A 24,461-nucleotide genomic window follows, 5' to 3' on the forward strand; every position below is an offset into this window, starting at 1 on the left:
CTCGCCTTCGCCGGACAGACGAATGCGGTCGCCGGTATCGACGCCAGCCGGCACTTTGACCGACAGGGTTTTGTACTCTTCGACGCGACCATCGCCGTGGCACGAGTCGCACGGATCGGAAATGATCTTGCCCTGACCATGGCAGCGCGGGCAGGTCTGCTGCACCGAGAAGAAGCCCTGCTGCATGCGCACCTGGCCAATGCCGCCACAGGTCGGGCACGTCGATGGCGACGAGCCTTTCTTCGCGCCCGAACCATCGCAAGGCTTGCAGTTGACCAGTGTCGGAACGCGGATATTCACGGTGGTGCCGCGTACCGCTTCTTCCAGATTCAGCTCCAGCGTGTAGCGCAAGTCGCTGCCACGCTGGGCGCCACCACGGGAACCACCGCGACCGCCACCGAAGAAGTCACTGAAGACATCACCAAAGATGTCCGAGAAATTCTGCCCGCCGAAACCGGCGCCACCGCCACCCATGCTTGGGTCGACACCGGCATGGCCGTACTGGTCGTACGCCGCGCGCTTGCTCGAATCGGACAATACTTCGTAGGCCTCGTTGGCCTCTTTGAACAGTTCTTCCGACGCTTTGTCATCGGGATTACGGTCCGGGTGATGCTTCATTGCCAAACGACGGTAAGCCTTCTTCAGGTCCGCATCGCTTGCGCCACGCTCGACACCCAACACTTCGTAATAGTCACGCTTTGCCATAAGTCTTCCGCACTCTTGAGGACGTTCGGCAAACCCCTCCTGAGGATGGCCAAACTCGTTGAGCCCCAATACAGGCCCGGACCCAACTCACGTCAATTCAACGATCCTGGTCTTTGTTTCGCTTGGTACTTGCGGCACGAAAAGCAGGAGCATTCCCGGCCATACCAGCAGCATCCGAACGTTGTCGCATGCTGTAAAAATTCGCGTATTCCAGATACGCCAACGCGGGAGCAAGCTCCCGCGCGGCGACATCCTACCAGTCACCGCCGCAAGGCAGTCAACCGGCCGACCAACAACTTACTTGTGGTCTTTGACTTCTTCGAACTCAGCGTCAACCACGTCGTCAGCCTTTTCAGCCTTCTCGTCGTGTGGCGCTGCGCCTTCAGCAGGCTGAGCCTGTTCGGCGTACATCTTCTGGGCAACCGGAGCCGAGACTTTCGACAGTTCTTCGATCTTCGCTTCGATGGCAGCCTTGTCGTCGCCTTTTACAGCGGCTTCCAGTGCAACCACGGCAGCTTCGATCGCAGTCTTCTCTTCGGCGGTGACCTTGTCGCCCGCGTCGGTGACCATTTTGCGAGTCGAGTGAACCAGTGCATCACCCTGGTTGCGGGCAGCGGCCAGTTCTTCGAACTTGCGGTCTTCCTCGGCATTCGCCTCGGCGTCACGCACCATGCGCTCGATCTCTTCGTCGGACAGACCGGAGTTGGCCTTGATCACGATCGACTGGGTCTTGCCGGTCGCCTTGTCTTTCGCACCAACGTGCAGAATGCCGTTAGCATCGATGTCGAAGGTCACTTCGATCTGCGGCACGCCACGTGGAGCAGGTGGAATGTCGGCCAGGTCGAACTTGCCCAGGGACTTGTTCTGCGCAGCTTGCTTACGCTCGCCTTGCAGGACGTGAATGGTCACAGCGCCCTGGTTGTCGTCGGCAGTCGAGAACACTTGCGATTTCTTGGTAGGAATCGTGGTGTTTTTCTCGATCAGCGCGGTCATCACGCCACCCATGGTTTCGATACCCAGGGTCAGCGGGCTGACGTCCAGCAGCAGAACGTCTTTCACGTCACCGGCCAGAACAGCACCCTGAATCGCAGCACCCATCGCAACAGCTTCGTCCGGGTTGACGTCTTTACGTGCTTCTTTACCGAAGAAATCGGTGACCAGCTTCTGTACCAGCGGCATACGGGTCTGACCGCCGACCAGGATCACGTCGTTGATCGCGCCAACGTCGATACCGGCGTCTTTCATGGCGATGCGGCAAGGTTCGATGGTGCGCTGAACCAGGTCTTCAACCAGTGCTTCGAGCTTGGCACGCGAGATTTTCACGTTCAGGTGCTTAGGACCGGTGGCGTCTGCAGTGATGTACGGCAGGTTGACGTCGGTCGACTGAGCGGACGACAGCTCGATCTTGGCTTTCTCGGCGGCTTCTTTCAGGCGCTGCATGGCCAGCGGGTCACCTTTGAGGTTCATGCCGCTTTCTTTCTTGAATTCGTCAACGAGGTAGTCGATCAGACGAATGTCGAAGTCTTCACCGCCGAGGAAGGTGTCACCGTTGGTGGCCAACACTTCGAACTGGTGCTCGCCGTCAACTTCAGCGATCTCGATCACGGAAACGTCGAAAGTACCGCCACCCAGGTCATAAACGATCACGGTGTGATCGCCCTTGGCCTTGTCCATACCGTAAGCCAGAGCCGCTGCGGTTGGTTCGTTGATGATACGTTTAACGTCCAGACCGGCGATGCGGCCGGCGTCTTTGGTCGCCTGACGCTGGCTGTCGTTGAAGTAGGCCGGAACGGTGATCACCGCCTCGGTCACTGGCTCGCCGAGGTAGTCTTCGGCGGTCTTCTTCATCTTCTTCAGAATTTCAGCCGAGATTTGTGGCGGCGCCATTTTCTGGCCGTTCACTTCTACCCAGGCGTCATTGTTGTCAGCCTTGACGATCTTGTAAGGGACCATCTGGATGTCTTTTTGCACAACTTCTTCGTCGAAACGACGACCGATCAGACGCTTTACTGCGTACAGGGTGTTGTGCGGGTTGGTTACAGCCTGACGCTTGGCCGACTGACCTACCAGAATTTCGCCATCGTTGGCGTAAGCGATGATCGACGGCGTGGTACGCGCGCCTTCAGCGTTTTCAATAACTTTGGCCTTGCCGTTTTCCAGCACGGAGACGCAGGAGTTGGTAGTCCCCAGGTCGATACCGATAATTTTGCCCATGTTCACTCTCCCGAAACTTTGGATTTTGTTGCCGCAGCAGTGGTGGCTAACTGCGGTAATACTTAAACGCTTGACTTCTAAATGGGGGCCTTGCGGCTAATTTCAAGCCTTCTCGTCAATCGAAGGCGAAATTGGCGCCGGCGCCTTGCTGACCACAACCATGGCCGGACGCAACAGGCGACCGTTGAGCTGATAGCCCTTCTGGAACACCTTCAGAACGCTGTTCGGTTCTACGTCGGCGCTTTCCTGCATGGCCATCGCCTGATGGTGAACGGCGTTGAACGGTTCGCCATGCGGATCGATCGCTTCAAGCTGATAACGCTTGAGGGTGTCGTGGAACATTTTCAGGGTCAGCTCGATGCCTTCGCGCATCGGACGGATGCTTTCGTCGTCCGGGCTCGACAGTTCGAGGCCGCGCTCCAGGCTGTCGACGATCGGCAGCAGATCGCCAGCGAATTTTTCCAGCGCAAACTTGTGCGCCTTTTCGACATCCTGCTCGGCACGACGGCGGACGTTCTGCAGATCGGCAGCTACGCGCAAAGACTGATCCTGCGCGGCGGCCAATTGCTCTTCGAGCACTTGTACACGGGTCGCCAGGTCGTCACCCGAAGTCTCGGGCGCCTGATTGGCTTCTGGATTTTGCGTATCTACTGTCTGTTCGTCAGCCATAGAATTCTCCTTTCAATTACGTCCGCGAGCTGTACTCGCGCTTCTGCCCCGATATATGGGGCCGCAAAATCAGGCTTCAAGGGCCTGTAACGATTACCCCTACAAAAAAGTGCCGCATTGTCATTCCAGTCCGACATAAGCATTTGATCGGATCAAGCGAATCGAGCTAAGCGAGGGCATTGTCAGCCCGAAACAAAACACTGTATAAATAACCAGACCTAAAGCCTGGGAGCGGCCTTTATGCTGGTGCACCTGTCCGTACACAACTACGCCATCGTTGAACATCTCGATCTCGAACTCGATCGCGGGATGAGCGTGATCACAGGGGAAACCGGCGCCGGCAAGTCGATCATGCTCGACGCTCTGGGCCTGACCCTTGGCGATCGTGCCGACAGCGGCGTGGTCCGCCCGGGCGCCGACAAGGCCGACATCCTTGCCACCTTCGACCTGGTCGATATCCCGGAAGCCCATGCCTGGCTGGCCGAACGCGACCTCGAAAGCGACGGTCCGTGCATCCTGCGCCGGGTCATCACCGCCGAGGGTCGATCGCGCGGCTATATCAACGGTACGCCCTGCCCGCTCGGCGATCTCAAGGCCCTTGGCGAACTGCTGATCGATATCCACAGCCAGCACGAACACCAGTCGCTGCTGAAAACCGATACGCACCGCCGACTGCTCGACGAATACGCCGGCGCCACCGATCTGGCCCGCCAGGTGCAACTGGCCGCCCAGCGCTGGCGTCAGACCCGCCAGGAACTGGAACGCCTCTCCAATTCCGGCGACGAGCAACGCGCGCGCCATCAACTGCTCAGCTATCAGCTCGAAGAGCTGGAAAACCTCGGCCTCGGCGAGAACGAGCTGGAACAACTGGAGCAGGAACACAAAAACCTGACCAACGCCGAAACCCTGCTCGGCATTTGCCGACAAGTGGTCGAACAGTGCAGCGAAAGTGATTCAGGCAATGTCCTGAATGCACTGACCGCCAGCCTCAACCGCCTGTCGAGTGTGAACAACTCGATCGGTGCACTGGGCGAAGCCAGCAGCCTGCTGACCAGCGCCCAGATCCAGGTCGAAGAAGCCGTAGGCGAACTCAATCGCTTCCTCGACAACTTCGACGCCGATCCTGCGCGCCTGCAATATCTGGAAGAACGTCTCGACGCAATCTACACCCTGGCCCGCAAGCACCGGATCCAGCCGACCGAGGTTGGCGAAATGCAACAGAAGTTGCTGGATGAAATCGAAACGCTCAATGCGAACGACGAATCCATCGAGCGTCTGGGTGATGAGCTGGCTTCCTATGCTCGCCACTATCAAGAGAAAGCCCGGGAGCTGAGCGACTTGCGCCATCAGGCCGCCGGCAGCCTTGCCAGCGCTGTAGAGCAAGAGATCCAGCGACTGGGCATGCCGGGCGGCCGCTTCACTATCGAGCTGCGCGCCAACACCAGCGACGAACTACAGCCTAACGGCCTGGAACAAGTCGAACTGCTGGTCAGCGCCAACCCCGGTCAACCATTGAAAGCGTTGGCCAAAGTGGCCTCCGGTGGTGAGCTGTCGCGGATCAGCCTGGCGATTCAGGTGATCACCGCGCAGACCTCACGGGTGCCGACACTGGTATTCGACGAAGTGGACGTGGGCATTGGCGGACCGACAGCAGAAATCGTCGGCCAATTGTTGCGGCGCCTTGGCGATCGTGGCCAAGTGCTGACCGTGACGCACTTGCCGCAAGTGGCGGCGCAGGGGCATCAACATTTATTCGTGCACAAGGTGCGCGGCGAGCAGGCGACTCACACCGCCGTGTCCAGGCTGAGCAAGAACGACCGTATAGAAGAAGTGGCACGGATGCTGGGCGGCATCGACCTGACCAAGGAATCCTTGGCTCACGCGAAAAAAATGGTGGTCACCGCAAAAATTTAAGAGCAGTAGAAAGCACGAAGGCGACCCTTGGGTCGCCTTCGTTCGTTTCGCGAACCTGAAATTCGCGCGACATGCTTACTTTTTCTTGCGTACGTACAGCACCAGATTGTGATCTACCAGATCAACACCGTGCTCCTCGGCAATTGCCTTCTGGAGCTTTTCGATTTCCGGGCTGACGAATTCGACGACCTCACCGGTTTCCACGTTGACCATATGGTCGTGGTGGCCACCGTCAGCCAGTTCGAATACCGCGTGGCCACCGTCGAAGTTGTGACGGACCACGAGGCCAGCGGCTTCGAACTGGGTCAGAACACGGTAAACCGTGGCCAGACCGACGTCCTCGCCCGCTTCCATCAACGCCTTGTAGACGTCCTCGGCACTCATGTGACGCTGCTCGGTAGAGTCGAGCATTTGCAGGATCTTGACCCGTGGCAGGGTCACTTTGAGGCCGGCTTTGCGTAGTTCGCTATTTTCAACCATGGTCAGCTTTCTCGCGATGCTGCTTCGCAGCTTCTCTTAATGCGGGTATGATCGGCGTTTACGTTGTCCCAGCCAAGATAGTGGAAGTCGCCCACCGATGCAAAACACCAAGCTCTTGCTAACCAGTTTCACCTTTGTGGGACTGCTCGCACTCGCCGGTTGTTCATTCCCCGGGGTTTACAAAATCGACATCCAGCAGGGCAATGTCGTCACGCAGGACATGATAGACCAGTTACGCCCGGGAATGACCCGTCGGCAAGTACGGTTTATCATGGGCAACCCCCTGCTGACCGACACGTTCCATGCCGATCGCTGGGATTATCTGTACAGCCTGCAACCTGGTGGCGGTGAACGCCAACAGGAGCGCGTGAGTGTTAATTTCAACTCCAACGACCAGCTTGTCAGCCTGTCCGGTGACTTCATGCCAGGCGTCAGCCGAGACGAAGCCATTCTGGGCAAGGACAGTGGCACCAGCGTGACCGCGCCTGCTACCGAGAACGCCGAGAAGCCGAAGCCGGAAACACCAGCCAAACCAGGCTCCTTGCTGGACTCGATCCAGAAGGACGTGGACGGTGTTGAAACCGTTCCGGTTCCAACGCCTGAGCCGCTGGACACCTCGCCGCAGTAATGTGCGAGGCAATAAAAAACCCGGAAATACCGGGTTTTTTATTGCCTGCGATTTCTCGACCAACTATTTTCGCGCTTTGGCTTCAGCAGCTTTGGCCGCCCGCAGGCGCCGCACTTCCTTCGGATCCGCCAGCAACGGGCGGTAGATCTCGATGCGATCCCCAGCCTGAATCAAGCGAACCTGCGGATCAGCAACCACCTTGCCGAAGATCCCCAGCGGACAATCACTCAGATCCAGCTCTGGAAATTCATCGCCAATACCTGACTTGAGCACCGCCTCACGCACTGTCGTTCCTTGAGGGACGCGCAAAGTGCGCAGAAGCTGACGATCCACGGCGGCATACACCACTTCAATCTCGATCACCGGCTCAACCATGCATCTGCTTGGCGCGCTGGCAGAATGCGTCCACCAGCGTATTCGCCGCCTGATTGAACAGCGGCCCGAGGGTCGCACGCACCAGTGGGCCGGCGTAGTCGAAAGACAGGTCAAGGCTGATCTTGCAGGCCTTCTCGTTCAATGCCTTGAACACCCAGACGCCGTGCAACTGGTTGAACGGCCCTTCTTCCAGATTCATTTCAATCGACTGCCCCGGCACCAGCGTATTGCGCGTGACGAAATGCTGACTGAGCCCGCCCTTGGCTACACCAACGCTGGCGCGCATGTGTTCAGGCGAGCTTTCCAGCACCTCGGCGGACGAACACCAAGGGAGGAATTCGGGGTAACGCGCCACGTCGTTGACCAGGTCATAAAGAAATTGCGCCGGATATGGCAGCAGCGCTGATCGTTGAATATGTGTCGTCATGTAAGCGTCACTTCCAGAGCTGGGTGGCAAACACTACAAGAATGCCGATGGGCGCCACATAGCGCATCAAGAACAAGGACAGGGCAAACAGTGCCGGATTACGGATCGACAACTCGTCACGCACCGCATCACGCCCCATCACCCAACCGGCAAACAGCACGAAGCACAGTCCACCGAGCGGCAACATGATCCGCGAGGTGAAGAAATCGATCACGCCGAAGAAGTCCAGACCGCCCGCCGCACCCCATTGGTAGAGGTGGAACAGCCCGCCTTCGTTCACGAAAAATTTGGCTTCCTTCCAGATATTGAAGGAGAACACCGTGCCCAGACCGACGAACCAGCAGATGAATGCCAGCCAGAAAGTGACCCAGCCGCGGCTGATTTTCGTGCGCTCAACCAGATAGGCAACCATCGGCTCGAGCAGGGAAATCGCCGAACTCCAGGCGGCAATCGCCACCAGTACGAAGAACACTACGCCCATCAACTGGCCAAAAACCACGTTACCGAAGGCAAATGGCAGGCTGACGAACATCAGGCCCGGGCCTTCGCTGGGGTTCAGACCGCCGGCAAACACGATAGGAAACAGTGCCAGACCCGCTACCAGCGAAACAAAGGTATCGAGCAACGCTACCCCGACCACGGTGCCGGACAACGAGGCTTCCTTGGTCATGTAAGCGCCGTAGATCATGATCGAACCAACGCCCACGCTCAGGGAAAAGAATGCGTGGCCCATGGCCGGCAGCAAGCCATCAAGGACTTTTTCCGGGTGGAAATCGAACATGAAATGCACGCCTTCCATGAAATGCCCGGTGGTCATGCTGTAACCCAGCAGCACCAGCACCATCACGAACAGCAGCGGCATCATGATGCGCAAACTGCGCTCAAGCCCGGCAACCACGCCTTTGGCGATCACCACCGCCGACAGCAGCATGAAAACCGTGTGCCAAAGTGTCAGGCGCCAAGGGTCGGAGATGACATTGCCGAAATAAGCGCCGACCTGCTCCGCCGTAGCGCCCTGAAAGTCGCCGCGCCCCATGTCGATGATGTAATCCAGCGACCAGCCGCCGACCACACTATAGAAAGACAGGATCAGCAGCGCGGTGATCATCCCGGCGAATGCGCCCCACGACCACTTGCCCGAATGCCCGGCCTCTAGCGCCAGCACCTTCAGGGCGTTCGCCGGACTTTGCCGCGCGCGGCGGCCGATCAGGGTTTCCGCCAGCATGACCGGGATCCCGATCAGTGCAATGCAGGCCAGAAACATCAGCACGAAGGCACCGCCACCGTAGACCCCGACCATGTAGGGGAATTTCCAGATGCTGCCCAGTCCCACGGCCGAACCGGTCGCGGCGAATATGAAAACCCAGCGGCTAGCCCAACTGCCGTGGACAGAAACCTTGTCTGTCGACATCGAATATCACGCCCAAGCATCAGAAAAAGAGGCCGCATTGTCCGGGATTCACTCAACCTGCTCAAGCACGCAGCATCACCGTAGCCGAGGACCGTTTATCTCCATATAATGCCGCCCCTATGGCTAAACAGAAGAAACACCCAACAGGGACCATCGCGCAGAACAAAAAGGCGCGACACGATTACTTCATCGAACATCGGTTCGAGGCTGGTCTGGTCCTGGCCGGCTGGGAAGTAAAAAGTCTGCGGGCAAGCAAGCTGCAACTGGTCGACAGTTACGTGCTGCTCAAGGACGGCGAAGCCTGGCTCCTCGGCAGTCACATCACACCGTTGATGACCGCCAGCACCCACGTCATCGCCGACCCGACCCGCACCCGCAAACTGCTGCTCAACAAGCGCGAGCTGGAAAAACTCGCCGCTGCGGTGCAACAGAAAGGCTACGCCTGCGTGTGCCTGTCCTTCTACTGGAGCAAGCACATGGTCAAGTGCGAGATTGCTCTGGGCAAGGGCAAGAAGGAATACGACAAGCGTGACACCGAGCGTGAACGCGACGCCGGTCGAGAATTGCAGCGCGCCGTGCGCAACAAGGGCAAGGAAGAGTAATTTCTTCTGCCTGAAAAGATCGCAGCCTGCGGCAGCTCCTACAGGGAAAGACACATACCTGCGTAGGAGCTGCCGAAGGCTGCGATCTTTTTGCTTCTAAAAGCTACATCCCTTTACGCCGCTCCGCCCGAGCCATGCGCTGAACTTCCTGCCGCACTTCTTCCAGCACTTCCTGCACATACAGAATGTGCCGACTGGAAACCTCCCGCGCCTGCTCCGCCCGCCCCTCGATAATCGCCAGATACAATTCCCGGTGCTGAGAGATCAGCATGTCGCGGGTTTCCGTGCGCTGCTTGTACATGCCGCCAATGTTGGTCACGACGTTGCGCTTGAGCAGATCGAACAGCCCGCGAATGGTGTGCAGCAGCACAGCGTTATGACTGGCTTCGGCGATTGCCAGATGAAACTTCGCATCCGCCGCGCCTTCTTCCGCCCGGCTCACTTCATCATGCCGTGCATAGCAATCCTGCAGTTCGTCGAACGCTGCAGTCAGCCGCTCGCGATCCACATCGGTGGCGCGCAATGCTGCGTAATAGGCGCACGATGCCTCCAGAGTATGCCGAAATTCGAGCAAATCACGCTGCGCTTCCGGGTTGCTCTCCAGCAGCAACAGCAGCGGATCGCTGAAGGTCGAACCGAGCGTATCCACCACATAGTTGCCGCCACCCTGGCGACTGACCAGCAAGCCTTTGGCTGCCAGCTTCTGAATCGCCTCGCGTAACGATGGACGCGACACACCGAACTGCTCGGCCAAGGCGCGCTCGGCCGGAAGTCGCTCACCGGACTTCAGCGTGCCCTCGAGGATCATCCCCTCGAGTCGCTCGACAATATCGTCAGACAAACGGCGCTGACGAATCTGATCAAACCCCATAACTCATTTCTCCACGATCCCGACCGCGCGCCGGGCTCTCTATTCTGGCCTATCGGCGTCCCGCCGACACCTGTCAGCGCACATTCGCCCGACCGGATCAGATGCTCTCTGCACCGCTTGTTCGACAAAAGTTTCAGGGCGACAAATTGACACACCGTCATCAAGGCTTTTACCCTAGCCAACAGCGATTGTAAATTGGTATTACCAATTAACCAAGAACGCTGACAGTGCCTGACCAACAACAATTAGGGGCCACCCCATATGCAAACCTGGCAACAGCTCTATACCCCGCTCGGCAGTCTCGGCGTCTCCGCACTTGCGGCCGTCATTCCCATCGTTTTCTTCTTCCTCGCTCTGGCGGTGTTCCGCCTCAAGGGGCATGTGGCCGGCAGCATCACGCTGGCCCTGTCGATTGCCGTGGCGATTTTCGCCTTCCACATGCCGGTGGACATGGCCTTCGCCGCCGCCGGATACGGTTTTGCCTATGGTCTGTGGCCGATTGCCTGGATCATCGTGGCAGCGGTGTTTCTCTACAAGCTGACGGTCAAGAGTGGTCAGTTCGAGGTCATCCGTAGCTCGGTACTATCGATCACTGACGATCAGCGCCTGCAGGTGTTGCTGATCGGTTTCTGCTTCGGCGCATTTCTGGAAGGTGCCGCCGGTTTCGGTGCGCCGGTAGCGATCACCGCAGCGCTGCTGGTCGGCCTCGGCTTCAACCCGCTTTACGCCGCCGGCCTGTGCCTGATTGCCAATACCGCGCCGGTGGCGTTCGGCGCGCTGGGGATTCCGATCATCGTGGCCGGCCAGGTGACTGGCATTGACGCGTTCAAGATCGGCGCCATGACCGGTCGCCAACTGCCACTGCTCTCGCTGTTCGTGCCGTTCTGGCTGGTGTTCATGATGGACGGCCTGCGCGGCGTGCGTGAGACCTGGCCGGCAGCATTGGTCGCAGGCCTGAGCTTCGCCGTGACCCAGTACTTCACCTCGAACTTCATCGGCCCGGAGCTGCCGGACATCACTTCGGCCCTGGCCAGCCTGATTTCCCTGACTCTGTTCCTCAAAGTCTGGCAGCCAAAACGCGCCGCCGGCCAGCACATCGCCGGCGCCGTTTCGGCCTCGGTGGTGACCGCCAGCGCAGGCGGTTTCGGCCAGAAGCGCAGCACCGTGGCGTCGCCTTACAGCCTCTGGGAAATTTTCATCGCCTGGTCGCCATTCCTGATCCTCACCGTGCTGGTAACCATCTGGACCCTCAAGCCCTTCAAAGCGATGTTCGCCGCCGGCGGCTCGATGTACGCCTGGGTGTTCAACTTTGCCATCCCGCACCTTGATCAACTGGTGATCAAGACCGCCCCGATCGTCGCCACCCCGACTGCGATTCCGGCGGTGTTCAAACTCGACCCTATTTCCGCGACAGGCACCGCGATTTTCTTCTCGGCGCTGATCTCGATGCTGGTGCTGAAGATCGACTTCAAAACTGGTCTGACCACTTTGAAAGAGACCTTCTACGAACTGCGCTGGCCTATTCTGTCGATCGGCATGGTGCTGGCCTTCGCCTTCGTCACCAACTACTCGGGCATGTCTTCGACCATGGCCCTGGTATTGGCCGCGACCGGTGCAGCCTTTCCGTTCTTCTCGCCCTTCCTTGGCTGGCTGGGCGTGTTCCTCACCGGCTCTGATACTTCGTCCAACGCACTGTTCAGTTCGCTGCAGGCGACCACCGCACACCAGATCGGCGTCAACGACACCTTGCTGGTGGCGGCCAACACCAGCGGCGGTGTGACCGGCAAGATGATCTCGCCACAGTCGATTGCCGTGGCCTGCGCTGCGACCGGGCTGGTGGGCAAGGAATCGGATCTATTCCGCTTCACCCTCAAGCACAGCCTATTCTTTGCCACGATTGTCGGCCTGATCACCCTGGCCCAGGCCTACTGGTTCACTGGCATGCTGGTGCACTAAACCTATAAACAAAACGGAAATAACCGACGCCGGTTCGTGATTCCGGCGTCAGCAATTCACACCCCGGTCTGTAAGGCTGCTGAAAGCAAGGCTCTTTATATTCAGCAGCCGCCACAGACGGATAACCGGGCCCACCCGGAGACACGCCTGATGAGCGAGCTTTTTTACAACGCTGTGCCCAATGCCACCCGCGTCGCACCACCACTACCCGAACCTCGGCAGTACCCCAGCGAGAAACCGTCGCGGGTCTACCTGTTCGGAACCTGCGTGGTCGATCTGTTCTACCCCGAAGCCGGAATGGACGCGATCCACTTGCTGGAACGCGAAGGGATAACGGTCGAGTACCCGCCAGGGCAGAGCTGCTGCGGGCAACCGGCCTACACCTCGGGTTACACCGAGCAGGCGCGGACGGTCGCGCGCTCGCAACTGGCGTTGTTTGCCGGGGATTATCCAGTGGTGGTGCCGTCGGGCTCCTGCGCGGGCATGTTGCGCGAGCATTACGCCGACTTGTTCAAGGACGAGCCGGCGACATTGAAACAGGTGCAGGCCCTCGCGGCCCGCACTTATGAACTGGCCGAGTTTCTGCTGTTCGTCTGCAAGGTGCAGCTCAAGGACAGCGGCGAACCGGTCAAGGTGGCGCTGCACACCTCGTGTTCGGCACGCCGCGAAATGAATACCCATCTGCACGGCCGCGAGCTGTTGGCGCAGTTGAGCAACGTGGAGCGGGTCAACCACGATCACGAAAGCGAATGCTGTGGCTTCGGTGGGACATTCAGCGTCCGTATGCCAGACATTTCCGGCGCGATGGTGGCCGACAAGACCCGGGCGTTGAAGGAATCCGGCGCGCATCAGGTGTTGAGCGCCGATTGTGGCTGTTTGATGAACATCAACGGCGCATTGGAGAAACAAAAAGAAGCGCTGCGCGGGCAACATCTCGCCAGCTTTCTGTGGCAACGAACCGGAGGTGCGCAATGAGCACCTCGACGATTATTCCTACGGTTGCCGTAGAAGAAGATTTCCGCACCCGGGCGCACAACGCCTTGGGTGATCAGCAGTTACGGAACAACTTCCGCACTGCGATGGATTCATTGATGACCAAGCGGGCAGCGGCTTTCAGCGATGCCCACGAAAGAGAACACTTGCGCGCTCTGGGCAACTCGATCAGGGCGCGTGCGCTCTCCAAGTTGCCCGACCTGCTCGAGCAGCTGGAACAGAACCTGACCCGCAACGGTGTGACAGTGCACTGGGCGGAAACGGTGGACGAGGCCAATGGCATCGTCCTTTCGATCATCCGCGCTCACGAGGCGCGGCAAGTGATCAAGGGCAAATCGATGGTCAGCGAAGAGATGGAGATGAACCATTTCCTCGAGGCTCAAGGTGTTGAATGCCTGGAGTCCGACATGGGGGAATACATCGTCCAGCTCGACCACGAGAAGCCTTCACACATCATTATGCCGGCGATCCACAAGAATGCCGGTCAGGTCGCGTCCTTGTTCCACGACAAACTTGGCGTGGAGTACACCAAGGACGTTGACCAACTCATTCAGATCGGTCGCAGAGTCCTGCGGCAGAAATTCTTCGAAGCGGACATCGGCGTTTCCGGCGTCAACTTCGCCGTCGCCGAAACCGGCACCCTGCTGCTGGTGGAAAACGAAGGCAACGGGCGCATGACCACCACCGTGCCTCCGGTGCACATCGCCGTCACCGGCATCGAAAAGGTTGTGGAAAACCTGCGCGACGTGGTGCCGCTGTTGTCGCTGCTGACTCGCTCGGCGCTGGGTATTCCGATCACCACTTACGTCAACATGATCTCCGGCCCGCGCAAGGAACATGAACTCGACGGCCCGCAGGAAGTGCATCTGGTGCTGCTCGACAACGGTCGCAGCCAGGCCTTCGCCGACAGCGAACTGCGCCAGACCCTGAACTGCATCCGCTGCGGCGCGTGCATGAATCATTGCCCGGTCTATACCCGCGTCGGTGGTCACACCTATGGCGAGGTGTACCCGGGACCGATCGGCAAAATCATCACCCCGCACATGGTCGGCCTGGCGAAAGTCCCGGATCACCCGAGCGCTTCGTCGCTGTGCGGCGCCTGCGGTGAAGTGTGCCCGGTGAAAATTCCGATCCCTGCCCTGCTGCGGCGATTGCGCGAAGAAAACGTCAAGGCCCCGGACGCTCCACACCAAGTGATGCGCGGCCAGGGCAGCAAGTATTCGCGCAAGGAACGTTTTATCTGGAACGCCTGGGCGAAACTCAACAGCTCGCCGACGCTGTATCGGTTGTTCGGTTTCTTCGCCACGCGCCTGCGTGCATTAACGCCGAGCAACGTCGGCCCGTGGACGCAAAACCACAGCGCACCGAAACCCGCCGCCCGCTCACTGCACGACCTGGCCCGCGAGCATCTGGCCAAACAGGGAGACCGCTGATGAGCGCCAAGCAAAATATCCTCGCCAAGCTGCGGAAAAGTCTGACCGGCGCCACACCGATTGCCGACGACTTCGACGTCGATCTGGTGATGCGCCCTTACACCTACAGTGCCGAGCAACGTATCCCGCAGCTGCGCAAACTGATGGAAGCGGTGCACACCGAAATCCATCTGACGACCGGCGCAGACTGGCCGGCGCTGCTCGCACAACTGCTGCGCGATCGCCAACTGCCAAGCCTGTTGATCGCACCGACGACGCCTCACGGGCAGCGCATCTCACAGCACTGGGCGAACAATCCTGATCTGCCGACACTGAAGTCCTACGACCGGCCGATGGAAGAATGGAAAGCCGAGCTGTTCAACGACACCCCGGCCAGCTTCACCGGCACCCTCGGTGCCATCGCCGCGACCGGCAGCCTGATCCTTTGGCCAACCCGTGAAGAACCGCGGTTGATGAGCCTGGTGCCGCCAGTGCATTTCGCCCTGCTCAAGGCCAGTGAAATCCGCGACAACTTCTATCAGGTGCAACAGGAATTCGAGTGGGCCCAAGGCATGCCGACCAACGCGCTGCTGGTGTCCGGCCCGTCGAAAACTGCCGACATCGAACAAGTGCTGGCTTACGGCGCTCACGGCCCGAAAGATCTGGTGGTGCTGATCCTGGAGGACCAATGACACTTCCGGTGAATTTCCTGCGCGATGCGCAGCAACTGATTCCAGCGGAGCGCCGTTTCGACGATCCACTGTCGACATTGGCCTTCGGCACCGACGCCAGTTTTTATCGGCTGATTCCCAAACTGGTGATCCGCGTCGAGTCCGAAGACGAAGTGGTGGCGCTGCTGAAACTGGCCCAGCGCGATCAAGTCCCGGTGACCTTCCGCGCCGCCGGCACCAGTTTGTCCGGGCAGGCGATCAGCGATTCTGTGCTGATTGTGCTGGGGGATAACTGGAACGCTCGCGAGATTCGCGGCCAAGGCATGCAGATTCGCCTGCAACCGGGCGTGATCGGCGCACAGGCCAACGCGTGGCTGGCACCGTTCGGGCGCAAGATCGGCCCGGATCCAGCGTCGATCAACGCCTGCAAGATTGGCGGCATCGTCGCCAACAATGCCAGCGGCATGTGCTGCGGCACTGCGCAAAACACCTATCACACCTTGGCCGGAATTCGCCTGGTACTCGCCGACGGCACCCGTCTCGACACCGAAGACGCCGCCAGCGTCGCCGCTTTCCGCGTCAGCCACAGCGATCTGCTGGAGCGCCTGGCGAAATTGGGCCGCGAGACCCGCGCCAATGCCGAACTGGCCGCGAGAATCCGCCACAAATACCGTCTGAAAAATACCACCGGCCTGTCACTCAATGCCCTGGTGGATTTCGACGAGCCTGTGGATATCTTGAGCCACCTGCTGGTCGGCTCCGAAGGCACGCTCGGCTTCATCAGTGCGGTGACCTACGACACGGTGATCGACCACCCGAACAAGGCCTCGGCACTGATCGTGTTCCCGGATGTGGAAACCTGCTGCAACGCGGTCACCGTGCTGAAAAGCCAACCGGTGTCGGCGGTGGAACTCCTCGATCGGCGCAGTCTGCGTTCGGTGCAGGACAAACCGGGCATGCCGGATTTCGTACAGCATCTATCGAACAATGCCTGCGCGCTGCTGATCGAATCCCGCGCCGCCTCTTCCACTTTGCTGCAGGAACAGCTGGCGCAGATCATGGCTTCGCTGGTCAGTTTCCCGGTGGAGAAACAGGTCGACTTCACCGAAGACCCGGCCGAGAACGCCAAGCTCTGGGCGATCCGCAAGGACACCTTCCCTGCCGTCGGCGCGGTGCGTAAAACCGGCACCACGGTGATCATCGAAGACGTGACCTTCCCGGTCGAGCAACTGGCCATCGGCGTCAATCGCCTGATCGCGCTGTTCGACAAACATGCCTACGACGAAGCGATCCTTTTCGGACACGCACTGGAAGGCAATCTGCACTTCGTCTTCACCCAAGGCTTCAACAGTCCGGAAGAAGTCGCACGCTATCAGGCGTTCATGGACGACGTCGCGCAACTGGTGGCGGTGGAGTTCGGCGGTTCGCTGAAGGCCGAACACGGCACCGGGCGCAACATGGCGCCGTTCGTTGAGCTGGAATGGGGCAGCGACGCCTACCAGTTGATGTGGCAGCTCAAACGCCTGCTCGACCCCAACGGCATCCTCAACCCGAACGTGGTGCTCAGCGAAGATCCGCAGATCCATCTCAAACATCTGAAACCGCTGCCGGCGGCGGATGAAATTGTTGATAAGTGCATCGAGTGCGGTTTCTGCGAACCGGTCTGCCCGTCGAAAGGACTGACCCTCAGCCCGCGTCAGCGCATCGTGATCTGGCGAGATATTCAGGCGAAAAAGCGCGCGGGCGTTGACACCACCGAGCTGGAGCAAGCCTACGAGTACCAAGGCATCGAGACCTGCGCGGCGACCGGGTTGTGCGCACAGCGTTGCCCTGTGGGCATCAACACCGGCGAACTGGTGAAAAAGCTTCGTGGCCGACACGCGACGCATCAGAAAACCGCTGACTGGATCGAAGGAAATTTCGCCAAGACCCTGCAAGGTGCACGCTTCACCCTGCACGTGGCCAACGGCGCACGGATGCTGCTTGGCGCACCGCGTCTGGCCAAGCTTTCGGCGACGCTGACGCGCTTGTCCAAAGGCCAGGTGCCGCTGTGGACCAATGCGATGCCGCAAGCGGAAAAAGCCATTCGCTTCAGCCCGAGTGTGTCGGACGAGCGCCCGCGCGTGGTGTATCTGGCGGCCTGCGTATCACGGGTGATGGGCCCAGCGGCGGGTGACAAGGAACAAATGTCGCTGTACGACAAGACCCGTGGCCTGCTGGAAAAGGCCGGTTACCAAGTGGTGTTCCCGGACAATCAGGACAACCTCTGCTGCGGTCAGCCTTTCGCCTCCAAAGGCTACGCCGAACAGGCTGAGCACAAGCGTCAGGAACTGATCAGCGCGCTGCTCCACGCCAGTCGTGGCGGACTCGATCCAATCTATTGCGACACCAGCCCCTGCACCTTGCGCCTGGTGCAGGACGTAGGAGATGTTCGTCTGGATCTGTACGACCCGGTGCGCTTCATCCGTACGCATCTTCTCGATCGTCTGGAGTTCACCCCGCAAGAGGCACCGATTGCGGTGCATGTGACCTGCAGCACCCAGCATCTTGGCGAAAGCCAGGCGCTGATCGATCTGGCGCGCAAATGCAGCAAGTCCGTGGTGATTCCCGAAGGCATTCATTGCTGCGGGTTTGCCGGTGACAAGGGCTTCACCACCCCGGAGCTGAACAGCCATTCGCTGCGCACCCTCAAGGACGCGGTGCAGCATTGCAGCGAAGGCATTTCCACCAGCCGCACCTGTGAGATCGGCCTGACGCAACACGGCGGCATCGACTATCACGGGCTGGTCTATCTGGTGGATCGGGTGACCCGGGCCAAGGCCTGCTGAAGAAAAATAGAACCCTTGCGGGCAACCGTAGTCCACAGAACAGACCCCGAAAATCGGGGCTTTTCTTCCACTCGGTTGCCCGTCCTGACGGCCAGCGCAGTCTGGATCCCTCAGTTCAAGGAGATACACATGAAACGTTCTGTACTGTTAGGTCTGTTCGTTACTGCCTCGATGATGGCTTCCACTTCGTTCGCCGCCGACAAACCTGCCGACCTGTGCGATGCCAATATCCAGACCATCAACAATGCCAAGGGGCAGTTGTCAGCGAACCCGGAACTCAGCCAGCGCGCTGAAGCCAGTGTGAGCAAGGCGCAGGCGCTGAAAGCCCAAGGCAAGATTGATGACTGCGTAGCGGAAACCTCGCAAACCATCATAGAACTGCGTAAATCCACCGGCACCAACAACTGATTCAGGCCCCGGCCAACCTTCGGGTTGGCCTCGGGGGCCGTTTGGCGTACACTGCGCAGGCTTGTTGCCTCACCTGATGTACGAGGCAATGAGTTCGGGGCCGATTAGGATTCGACGCCGGTGACGAAACTTTAGGTGCATGCCGACTTGGTAACAGAAGTCGTAAATCCACTGTTGCAACTTCTTATAGTTGCCAATGACGACCAATACGGTGCTGCTCTCGCTGCTTAATTGCAGCTGACATGCACTCCTGGTGCCTTCGGGCCCAGCAATCATCAGGGGATGTCTGTAAACCCGAAATGATTGTCATATAGAACAGAATCGCCGTGCAGTACGTTGTGGACGAAGCGGCTAAAACTTACACAACTCGCCCAAAGCACCCTGCCCGTCGGGTCGCTGAGGGTTAACTTAATAGACACGGCTACGCATGTAGTACCGACAGCGGAGCACTGGCGGACGGGGGTTCAAATCCCCCCGGCTCCACCAACTCAGAAAAAAGACGTCCTCGGACGTCTTTTTTTGTGCCTGGAAATCTAGTGAAACAAGTGAAGTAACGGGCTTCAGTGCCATTCGCTGCCATAGAAAAACGGGCTTAACACCATCCCACCACTTGCCTGATGAAGAGAATGGCGCGTGGCTAGCTGTCTATCTGATATTTAGGCCGACTTGTTCAGGGTCAACTGCACTACCACTTTATTGACATTTCGCTTGACAGATGATTACCTTCCAAAAGAGCCTGCAAGTTTTTTATTGATAAGAGCCTCTAGGTGCACCAATGGGCCGGCGGAGCCGGCCCGTTGGTGCACCTAGACGGCGTGATGAAGAATGCATTTCGTCGGCACTGACTCGCAATCACAGCCCTCCGCCTATAAATGCGCCGAGTGAGTGTGCTAACCTCAAACCCAAGTCCATTTCACCCTTATGGGTACTTTCGCCATGATCAGCGGCCACCAGCATTCAAATGACCTTAGCTTTGCGGAAATGATGAGCCTTAAAAGCAGCTCACGTGACCGCCAGGTTGATGCTGTCTATGCAGCTGACCCTCAGATGCTTGAAATGGCTGCTGCCCGTGCTAAATCCGCCCTTCGTGGCAACTCTGCTTCAATCGCTCGCCCACAACGATTCTCTGCGCTAAGCAACTGATGCCCGAAACGGTAGACGAAGACGCTCCGTTCGCCCTACTTGAACGTTCAGAGCTCTTTGCTTTCCTGCTCGATCTAATTCAGCGCGTCTACCGCCCCTCAATTCAATCAGCTGTCACCGATTACGGCCTTGTGATCGTTGGCGGGCAATCGCTTACGCTTTGGGCCCGGCAATACCTCATCGACGAAATGACAGGCGAGGACGTCGGATTCGTCACCAGCGATGACTTGGACTTTATCGGCAAGCCTAACTCTATTGATTACTGCGCCGAGATGATGGGTGTTCCTTTTCGCAGGGCGAAGATGGACGACAACACGATAAATATTGCCGCCGCGTACATTGACTGGGTTGACGGTAAAGAAGTCATCGTCGATATCCTGGAAATGGACAGCGTCGGGGGCGCGCCCAAGAAAGAGATTTTCAAGTACTTATCCGTTCTGGATATCGAAGGGGTGCAAGTCGCCGTCATCGACCCCATCACATGCCTAAAGTCTCGCCTGTTCAACCTATTTGCTTACTGGCAGGATCGGCGGCACAGGGAATCCGTGCGGGTAAAGATCGCACTTCGCGCCTCGAACCATTACCTGCGCGACCTACTTGTACATGACGGATACCGAGGCATATCAGAACATATCCGCCGAATTAAGGCTTTGGCCCTGACACCGCTCGGTAAGCGTGTTTATGTCGAATATGGAATCGACGTGCTGGACGCCATTCCCTATGATACGGCGCTGTATCCAGCTGCCTACACGGACCGGGAACGACCGAACATGCTCCACCAAATTGGGGATGTACGCCGACGAAAGTTAATTCAATACCAACGATTCGCTTGCGGTCCTATTCACCCTAGCCATCTTCAGCCCGCCGCAGTAAACGATCCTAGATAAAGGATTCGGACAACGCGAAACATGCGCTTTGTTATTGCCTCAACTCATCTTACCTACAGCTTCAGCCACTAAAGCCTGATCTTCCCCCGTGCCATCATCAAACAAGGTACATTTACGCCCATCGAGCACGATCAGCAGTGCCGGAATGGACCGACCAGTCCGGTTTTGAAAGGGAATAGGGGTTATGGACAAAAAGTCGCTTTCCGAGCGGGACATCTGCAGCAAGTACATCGCCCCAGCCGTTCAGCAAGCTGGATGGGACATGCACAAGCAGGTGCGCGAGGAAGTCAGCTTTACCAAAGGCCGCATTATCGTCCGGGGCAAACTTCACAGCCGTGGCGAAGCACGCCGCGCAGACTTCATCCTCTACCACCAAGCCAACCTGCCGATCGCTGTGATCGAGGCAAAAGACAACAAGCACTCCGTTGGCTCCGGCATGCAACAAGCCTTGGGCTATGCAGAGGCGCTGGACGTACCGTTCGTGTTCTCCAGCAATGGCGATGGCTTCTTGTTTCACGACCGCAGTGGGACAGGCAGCCAGGTAGAAACCGAACTCACCCTTGATCAATTCCCTAGCCCTGCTGAACTTTGGCACCGCTACTGTCAGTGGAAGGGGCTGGATACAACAGCCCAACACAAGATCGAAGCGCCCTACTACGACGACGGCTCCGGGCGCATGCCGCGCTATTACCAGATGAATGCCATCAACCGCACCGTCGAGGCTGTGGCGCGGGGCCAAGAACGAATCCTGCTGGTGATGGCTACGGGCACCGGCAAGACATACACAGCCTTCCAAATCATCTGGCGGTTGTGGAAATCGAAACAGAAGAAACGCATCCTGTTCCTGGCTGACCGCAACATCCTGGTCGACCAGACCAAGAACAACGACTTCAAGCCTTTCGGCCAAGCGATGACCAAAATCGCCAAACGTCAGATCGATACCTCCTACGAGATCTACCTGTCGCTCTATCAGGCCGTCACCGGCACTGATGAAGAGATGAACATCTACAAGCAGTTCTCCCGAGACTTCTTCGACCTGATCGTGATCGACGAATGTCACCGTGGCAGCGCTTCCGAGGATTCAGCCTGGCGTGAAATCCTCGATTACTTCTCCAGCGCCACCCACGTCGGCCTTACCGCCACACCGAAGGAGACCAAAGAGGTATCCAGCATCACCTACTTCGGTGAGCCGATTTACAGCTACACCTTGAAGCAAGGCATCGAAGACGGCTTTCTGGCCCCCTACAAAGTGGTGCGCATCGACTTCGATAAAGACCTGCAAGGCTGGCGGCCACCCAAAGGCATGCTCGATAAGAACGGCGAGCTGATCGAAGACCGCATCTACAACCTCAAAGACATGGATCGAACCCTGGTTATCGAAGCGCGCACCCAGTTGGTGGCGCAAAAAGTAACCGAGCTCCTCAAGGCCACCGATCCGTTTCAGAAAACTATCGTCTTCTGCGACGACATCAACCACGCCGAGCGCATGCGCCAAGCTTTGGTCAACCTCAACCCTGAACGCGTGGCTGAGAATCGCAAATACGTCATGCGTATCACCGGTGATGACCAAGAAGGCAAGGCCGAGCTGGACAACTTCATCAACCCGGAAGAGCGCTACCCGGTCATTGCCACCACCAGCAAACTAATGACCACCGGCGTCGATGCTCAGACCTGCAAGCTGATCGTGCTCGACCAGCACATCAAATCAATGACCGAGTTCAAGCAAATCATCGGCCGCGGTACTCGCATCAACGAGGACTACGGTAAATACTGGTTCACCATCATGGACTTCAAAAAGGCCACCGAGCTATTTGCCGACCCGGCCTTCGATGGTGATCCAGTGGTGATCTTCGCCCCCGACGCTAATGAGTGGCCCGTGCCACCAGACGATCCACAGGGAGATGAAGACGGCATCACCGCAGGCGGCGATAACGACGGTGATGGGCTGGAGTTTACCGGTGAGGAAGATGGCAAAAAATGCATTAAGTACGTGATCGACACCGTCCCGATTTACGTCGTTGCCGAGCGCGTTCAGTACTACGGCCCGGATGGTCGACTCATCACCGAATCGCTCCACGACTACACCCGCACTTGTGTAAAAAAGCAGTTCACCTCGCTGGATGACTTCCTCCGGCGCTGGAGTGATGCCGAGCAAAAAAAAGTCATCATCGAGGAAATGGCCGTTCAGGGGGTGATGTGGGAAGCCTTGGCCGAAGAAGTGGAAAAGAAGCAGGGGAAACCGCTCGATCCGTTCGATCTGATCTGCCACGTCGCCTTCGATCAGCCTGCCCTATCACGCCGCGAGCGAGCCGAGCAGGTGAAAAAGCGCAACTATTTCGCCAAGTATTCCGGCGCCGCCCGCCAGGTGCTGGAGGCGTTGTTGGATAAATACGCCGATACCGGCATCGAGCATATCGAGGACATCAAAATCCTTCAGCTTGACCCTTTTAGCCAGTTCGGTGCGCCCATGGAATTGGTCAAAGCCTTCGGCGGCAAGGCTGGCTACAACCAGGCTATCCACGAACTGGAAGACGAACTTTATGCCAGTTGACGGCTAACTACCGACGACCTGCCAAAGCAGCTGTCCACACTATCCTGTAGAATTTCGCCCCCCTTGCGGTACGCGTTGAGAGAACTCATGTCCATTAGCTCCACCATCAAATCCATTCAAGACATCATGCGCAAAGACGTTGGCGTAGACGGCGACGCCCAGCGTATCGGCCAGTTGGTTTGGCTGCTGTTCCTGAAGATCTTCGATGACCGCGAGCTGGAATGGGAGCTGATGGACGACAATTACCGCTCTCCCATTCCCGACAGTTGCCGCTGGCGTACCTGGGCCGCCGATCCGGAAGGTATGACCGGCGAGGCGCTGAAAGACTTTATCGACAATAACCTGTTCCCCCAGTTGCAGAACCTGCACGAGTACAGCAACACGCCCTCGGCCTTTGTGGTGCGCAGCGTGTTTGAAGACGCCTACAACTACATGAAGTCCGGGCAGTTGCTGCGCCAGGTGATCAACAAGATTCAGGAAGGGGTGGACTTCAACAAGGCTCAAGAGCGCCATGAGTTCGGCAATCTCTACGAGCAACTGCTGCGCGACCTGCAGAACGCGGGCAACGCCGGCGAATTCTACACTCCGCGCCCGGTCACCGAATTTATGGTGCGCATGGTCGACCCTAAGCTGGACGAAAAAGTTATGGACCCGGCCTGCGGCACGGGCGGCTTTCTCACCTGCGCCATCGAGCACAAGCGCAGCCGCTATGTAAAAACCGCCGAAGACGAACGCACCCTGCAGGCCAGTATCTTTGGCGTGGAGAAAAAACCGCTGCCGCACCTGCTGGCCACCACCAACATGATCCTGCACGGCATCGAGGTGCCGAACCAAATCCGCCACGACAACACCCTGAGCAAACCGCTGATCAGTTGGGGGCCCAGCGAGCGCGTGCACTGCATCGTCGCCAACCCGCCGTTCGGTGGCATGGAAGAAGATGGCATCGAAACCAACTTCCCTGCTGCCTTTCGCACTCGCGAAACCGCCGACCTGTTTTTGGTGCTGATCATGCAGTTGCTCAAAGACGGTGGCCGCGCCGCCGTAGTCTTACCCGATGGCTTTCTGTTTGGCGAAGGCATTAAAAGCCGCATCAAGGAAAAACTGCTGACCGAGTGCAACTTGCACACCATCGTTCGCCTGCCCAACGGCGTGTTCAACCCCTACACCAGCATCAAGACCAACCTGCTGTTCTTCACCAAAGGCACACCGACCAAACAGGTGTGGTTCTACGAGCACCAGTATCCGGCCGGTATGAAGAATTACTCCAAGACCCGCCCCATGCGCATCGAAGAGTTCTCAGTGGAAGAGGCCTGGTG

General features: G+C 58.2%; 20 protein-coding genes and 1 other RNA gene. 13 read left to right on the plus strand and 8 right to left on the minus strand.

What is annotated here, in order from left to right:
* The 3 genes from dnaJ to grpE form a co-directional block, all read right to left on the minus strand.
* Window positions 1-705, minus strand: a 705-nt coding sequence (gene dnaJ / locus DBR18_RS29470) for a molecular chaperone DnaJ (RefSeq protein WP_256588790.1), incomplete at its 3' end; no start/stop codon positions are given.
* A 297-nt stretch (window positions 706-1,002) separates the two neighbouring features.
* Window positions 1,003-2,919 (minus strand): molecular chaperone DnaK, encoded by a 1,917-nt coding sequence (gene dnaK, locus DBR18_RS19170; protein ID WP_108591474.1) that lies wholly within the window; start codon window positions 2,917-2,919, stop codon window positions 1,003-1,005.
* 102 nt (window positions 2,920-3,021) lie between these two features.
* Window positions 3,022-3,588, minus strand: coding sequence for a nucleotide exchange factor GrpE (grpE, locus tag DBR18_RS19175; protein ID WP_007961425.1), 567 nt, complete (start codon window positions 3,586-3,588; stop codon window positions 3,022-3,024).
* A gap of 240 nt (window positions 3,589-3,828) precedes the next feature.
* On the opposite strand from grpE, the gene recN reads away from it, so the two are divergent.
* The gene (recN, locus tag DBR18_RS19180) at window positions 3,829-5,502 is read left to right on the plus strand and encodes a DNA repair protein RecN (protein WP_108591475.1); all 1,674 of its coding nucleotides are present in this window, start codon (window positions 3,829-3,831) and stop codon (window positions 5,500-5,502) included.
* 75 nt (window positions 5,503-5,577) lie between these two features.
* Here the strand turns inward: recN and fur are convergent, their stop codons facing one another.
* Window positions 5,578-5,982 (minus strand): ferric iron uptake transcriptional regulator, encoded by a 405-nt coding sequence (fur, locus tag DBR18_RS19185; protein WP_003221515.1) that lies wholly within the window; start codon window positions 5,980-5,982, stop codon window positions 5,578-5,580.
* Window positions 5,983-6,079: 97 nt separating this feature from the next.
* Between fur and DBR18_RS19190 the strand changes: the two genes are divergently transcribed.
* On the plus strand, window positions 6,080-6,610 hold the full coding sequence (locus tag DBR18_RS19190; protein WP_108591476.1) for an outer membrane protein assembly factor BamE: 531 nt from the start codon (window positions 6,080-6,082) through the stop codon (window positions 6,608-6,610).
* Between the two features lie 63 nt (window positions 6,611-6,673).
* Here the strand turns inward: DBR18_RS19190 and DBR18_RS19195 are convergent, their stop codons facing one another.
* Genes DBR18_RS19195 through DBR18_RS19205 form a run of 3 tightly spaced genes read right to left on the minus strand, consistent with a single transcriptional unit; the run spans window position 6,674 to window position 8,823 of the window.
* On the minus strand, window positions 6,674-6,985 hold the full coding sequence (locus DBR18_RS19195) for an RnfH family protein (protein ID WP_108591477.1): 312 nt from the start codon (window positions 6,983-6,985) through the stop codon (window positions 6,674-6,676).
* Window positions 6,978-7,412, minus strand: coding sequence for a type II toxin-antitoxin system RatA family toxin (locus DBR18_RS19200; protein ID WP_003221509.1), 435 nt, complete (start codon window positions 7,410-7,412; stop codon window positions 6,978-6,980). Before DBR18_RS19200 ends, DBR18_RS19195 begins: the two co-directional genes overlap by 8 nt.
* A gap of 7 nt (window positions 7,413-7,419) precedes the next feature.
* Window positions 7,420-8,823 (minus strand): sodium-dependent transporter, encoded by a 1,404-nt coding sequence (locus DBR18_RS19205; RefSeq protein WP_108591478.1) that lies wholly within the window; start codon window positions 8,821-8,823, stop codon window positions 7,420-7,422.
* Window positions 8,824-8,942: 119 nt separating this feature from the next.
* On the opposite strand from DBR18_RS19205, the gene smpB reads away from it, so the two are divergent.
* Entirely contained in the window at window positions 8,943-9,425 is a 483-nt protein-coding gene (smpB, locus tag DBR18_RS19210) for an SsrA-binding protein SmpB (RefSeq protein WP_003221505.1), read from the plus strand.
* 103 nt (window positions 9,426-9,528) lie between these two features.
* Here the strand turns inward: smpB and DBR18_RS19215 are convergent, their stop codons facing one another.
* Window positions 9,529-10,296 carry an FCD domain-containing protein gene (locus DBR18_RS19215; protein WP_108591479.1) on the minus strand — a complete coding sequence of 256 codons (768 nt, stop codon included), beginning with the start codon at window positions 10,294-10,296 and terminating at the stop codon, window positions 9,529-9,531.
* Window positions 10,297-10,557: 261 nt separating this feature from the next.
* Between DBR18_RS19215 and DBR18_RS19220 the strand changes: the two genes are divergently transcribed.
* The 10 genes from DBR18_RS19220 to DBR18_RS19265 form a co-directional block, all read left to right on the plus strand.
* Window positions 10,558-12,252 (plus strand): lactate permease LctP family transporter, encoded by a 1,695-nt coding sequence (locus DBR18_RS19220; RefSeq protein ID WP_108591480.1) that lies wholly within the window; start codon window positions 10,558-10,560, stop codon window positions 12,250-12,252.
* A 150-nt stretch (window positions 12,253-12,402) separates the two neighbouring features.
* Window positions 12,403-13,227: a (Fe-S)-binding protein gene (locus DBR18_RS19225; protein WP_108591481.1), complete on the plus strand. Its 825-nt coding sequence runs from the start codon at window positions 12,403-12,405 to the stop codon at window positions 13,225-13,227.
* Window positions 13,224-14,678 carry a LutB/LldF family L-lactate oxidation iron-sulfur protein gene (locus DBR18_RS19230; protein ID WP_108591482.1) on the plus strand — a complete coding sequence of 485 codons (1,455 nt, stop codon included), beginning with the start codon at window positions 13,224-13,226 and terminating at the stop codon, window positions 14,676-14,678. Before DBR18_RS19225 ends, DBR18_RS19230 begins: the two co-directional genes overlap by 4 nt.
* Window positions 14,678-15,349 (plus strand): lactate utilization protein, encoded by a 672-nt coding sequence (locus tag DBR18_RS19235; RefSeq protein WP_108591483.1) that lies wholly within the window; start codon window positions 14,678-14,680, stop codon window positions 15,347-15,349. Before DBR18_RS19230 ends, DBR18_RS19235 begins: the two co-directional genes overlap by 1 nt.
* Window positions 15,346-18,156 (plus strand): FAD-binding and (Fe-S)-binding domain-containing protein, encoded by a 2,811-nt coding sequence (locus tag DBR18_RS19240; protein WP_108591484.1) that lies wholly within the window; start codon window positions 15,346-15,348, stop codon window positions 18,154-18,156. The genes DBR18_RS19235 and DBR18_RS19240 overlap by 4 nt, the downstream gene beginning before the upstream one ends.
* Window positions 18,157-18,285: 129 nt before the next feature.
* Window positions 18,286-18,564, plus strand: coding sequence for a hypothetical protein (locus tag DBR18_RS19245; protein ID WP_007961392.1), 279 nt, complete (start codon window positions 18,286-18,288; stop codon window positions 18,562-18,564).
* 96 nt (window positions 18,565-18,660) lie between these two features.
* Window positions 18,661-19,050, plus strand: a transfer-messenger RNA (tmRNA) gene (gene ssrA, locus DBR18_RS19250).
* A gap of 656 nt (window positions 19,051-19,706) precedes the next feature.
* The gene (locus DBR18_RS19255) at window positions 19,707-20,594 is read left to right on the plus strand and encodes a hypothetical protein (RefSeq protein WP_108591485.1); all 888 of its coding nucleotides are present in this window, start codon (window positions 19,707-19,709) and stop codon (window positions 20,592-20,594) included.
* A gap of 184 nt (window positions 20,595-20,778) precedes the next feature.
* Window positions 20,779-23,145, plus strand: coding sequence for an EcoAI/FtnUII family type I restriction enzme subunit R (gene hsdR / locus DBR18_RS19260; protein WP_108591486.1), 2,367 nt, complete (start codon window positions 20,779-20,781; stop codon window positions 23,143-23,145).
* 87 nt (window positions 23,146-23,232) lie between these two features.
* Window positions 23,233-24,461: class I SAM-dependent DNA methyltransferase (locus tag DBR18_RS19265; protein WP_256588791.1), on the plus strand; the 1,229-nt coding region annotated here is incomplete at its 3' end.

This window comes from Pseudomonas sp. HMWF021, assembly GCF_003061005.1.
GTDB lineage: Bacteria > Pseudomonadota > Gammaproteobacteria > Pseudomonadales > Pseudomonadaceae > Aquipseudomonas.

Coding starts and splice junctions, on each gene's coding strand:
- dnaK (WP_108591474.1), bottom strand. CDS start 2,919: ATGGGCAAAATTATCGGTATCGACCTGGGGACTACCAACTCCTGCGTC.
- grpE (WP_007961425.1), bottom strand. CDS start 3,588: ATGGCTGACGAACAGACAGTAGATACGCAAAATCCAGAAGCCAATCAG.
- recN (WP_108591475.1), top strand. CDS start 3,829: ATGCTGGTGCACCTGTCCGTACACAACTACGCCATCGTTGAACATCTC.
- fur (WP_003221515.1), bottom strand. CDS start 5,982: ATGGTTGAAAATAGCGAACTACGCAAAGCCGGCCTCAAAGTGACCCTG.
- DBR18_RS19190 (WP_108591476.1), top strand. CDS start 6,080: ATGCAAAACACCAAGCTCTTGCTAACCAGTTTCACCTTTGTGGGACTG.
- DBR18_RS19195 (WP_108591477.1), bottom strand. CDS start 6,985: ATGGTTGAGCCGGTGATCGAGATTGAAGTGGTGTATGCCGCCGTGGAT.
- DBR18_RS19200 (WP_003221509.1), bottom strand. CDS start 7,412: ATGACGACACATATTCAACGATCAGCGCTGCTGCCATATCCGGCGCAA.
- DBR18_RS19205 (WP_108591478.1), bottom strand. CDS start 8,823: ATGTCGACAGACAAGGTTTCTGTCCACGGCAGTTGGGCTAGCCGCTGG.
- smpB (WP_003221505.1), top strand. CDS start 8,943: ATGGCTAAACAGAAGAAACACCCAACAGGGACCATCGCGCAGAACAAA.
- DBR18_RS19215 (WP_108591479.1), bottom strand. CDS start 10,296: ATGGGGTTTGATCAGATTCGTCAGCGCCGTTTGTCTGACGATATTGTC.
- DBR18_RS19220 (WP_108591480.1), top strand. CDS start 10,558: ATGCAAACCTGGCAACAGCTCTATACCCCGCTCGGCAGTCTCGGCGTC.
- DBR18_RS19225 (WP_108591481.1), top strand. CDS start 12,403: ATGAGCGAGCTTTTTTACAACGCTGTGCCCAATGCCACCCGCGTCGCA.
- DBR18_RS19230 (WP_108591482.1), top strand. CDS start 13,224: ATGAGCACCTCGACGATTATTCCTACGGTTGCCGTAGAAGAAGATTTC.
- DBR18_RS19235 (WP_108591483.1), top strand. CDS start 14,678: ATGAGCGCCAAGCAAAATATCCTCGCCAAGCTGCGGAAAAGTCTGACC.
- DBR18_RS19240 (WP_108591484.1), top strand. CDS start 15,346: ATGACACTTCCGGTGAATTTCCTGCGCGATGCGCAGCAACTGATTCCA.
- DBR18_RS19245 (WP_007961392.1), top strand. CDS start 18,286: ATGAAACGTTCTGTACTGTTAGGTCTGTTCGTTACTGCCTCGATGATG.
- DBR18_RS19255 (WP_108591485.1), top strand. CDS start 19,707: ATGCCCGAAACGGTAGACGAAGACGCTCCGTTCGCCCTACTTGAACGT.
- hsdR (WP_108591486.1), top strand. CDS start 20,779: ATGGACAAAAAGTCGCTTTCCGAGCGGGACATCTGCAGCAAGTACATC.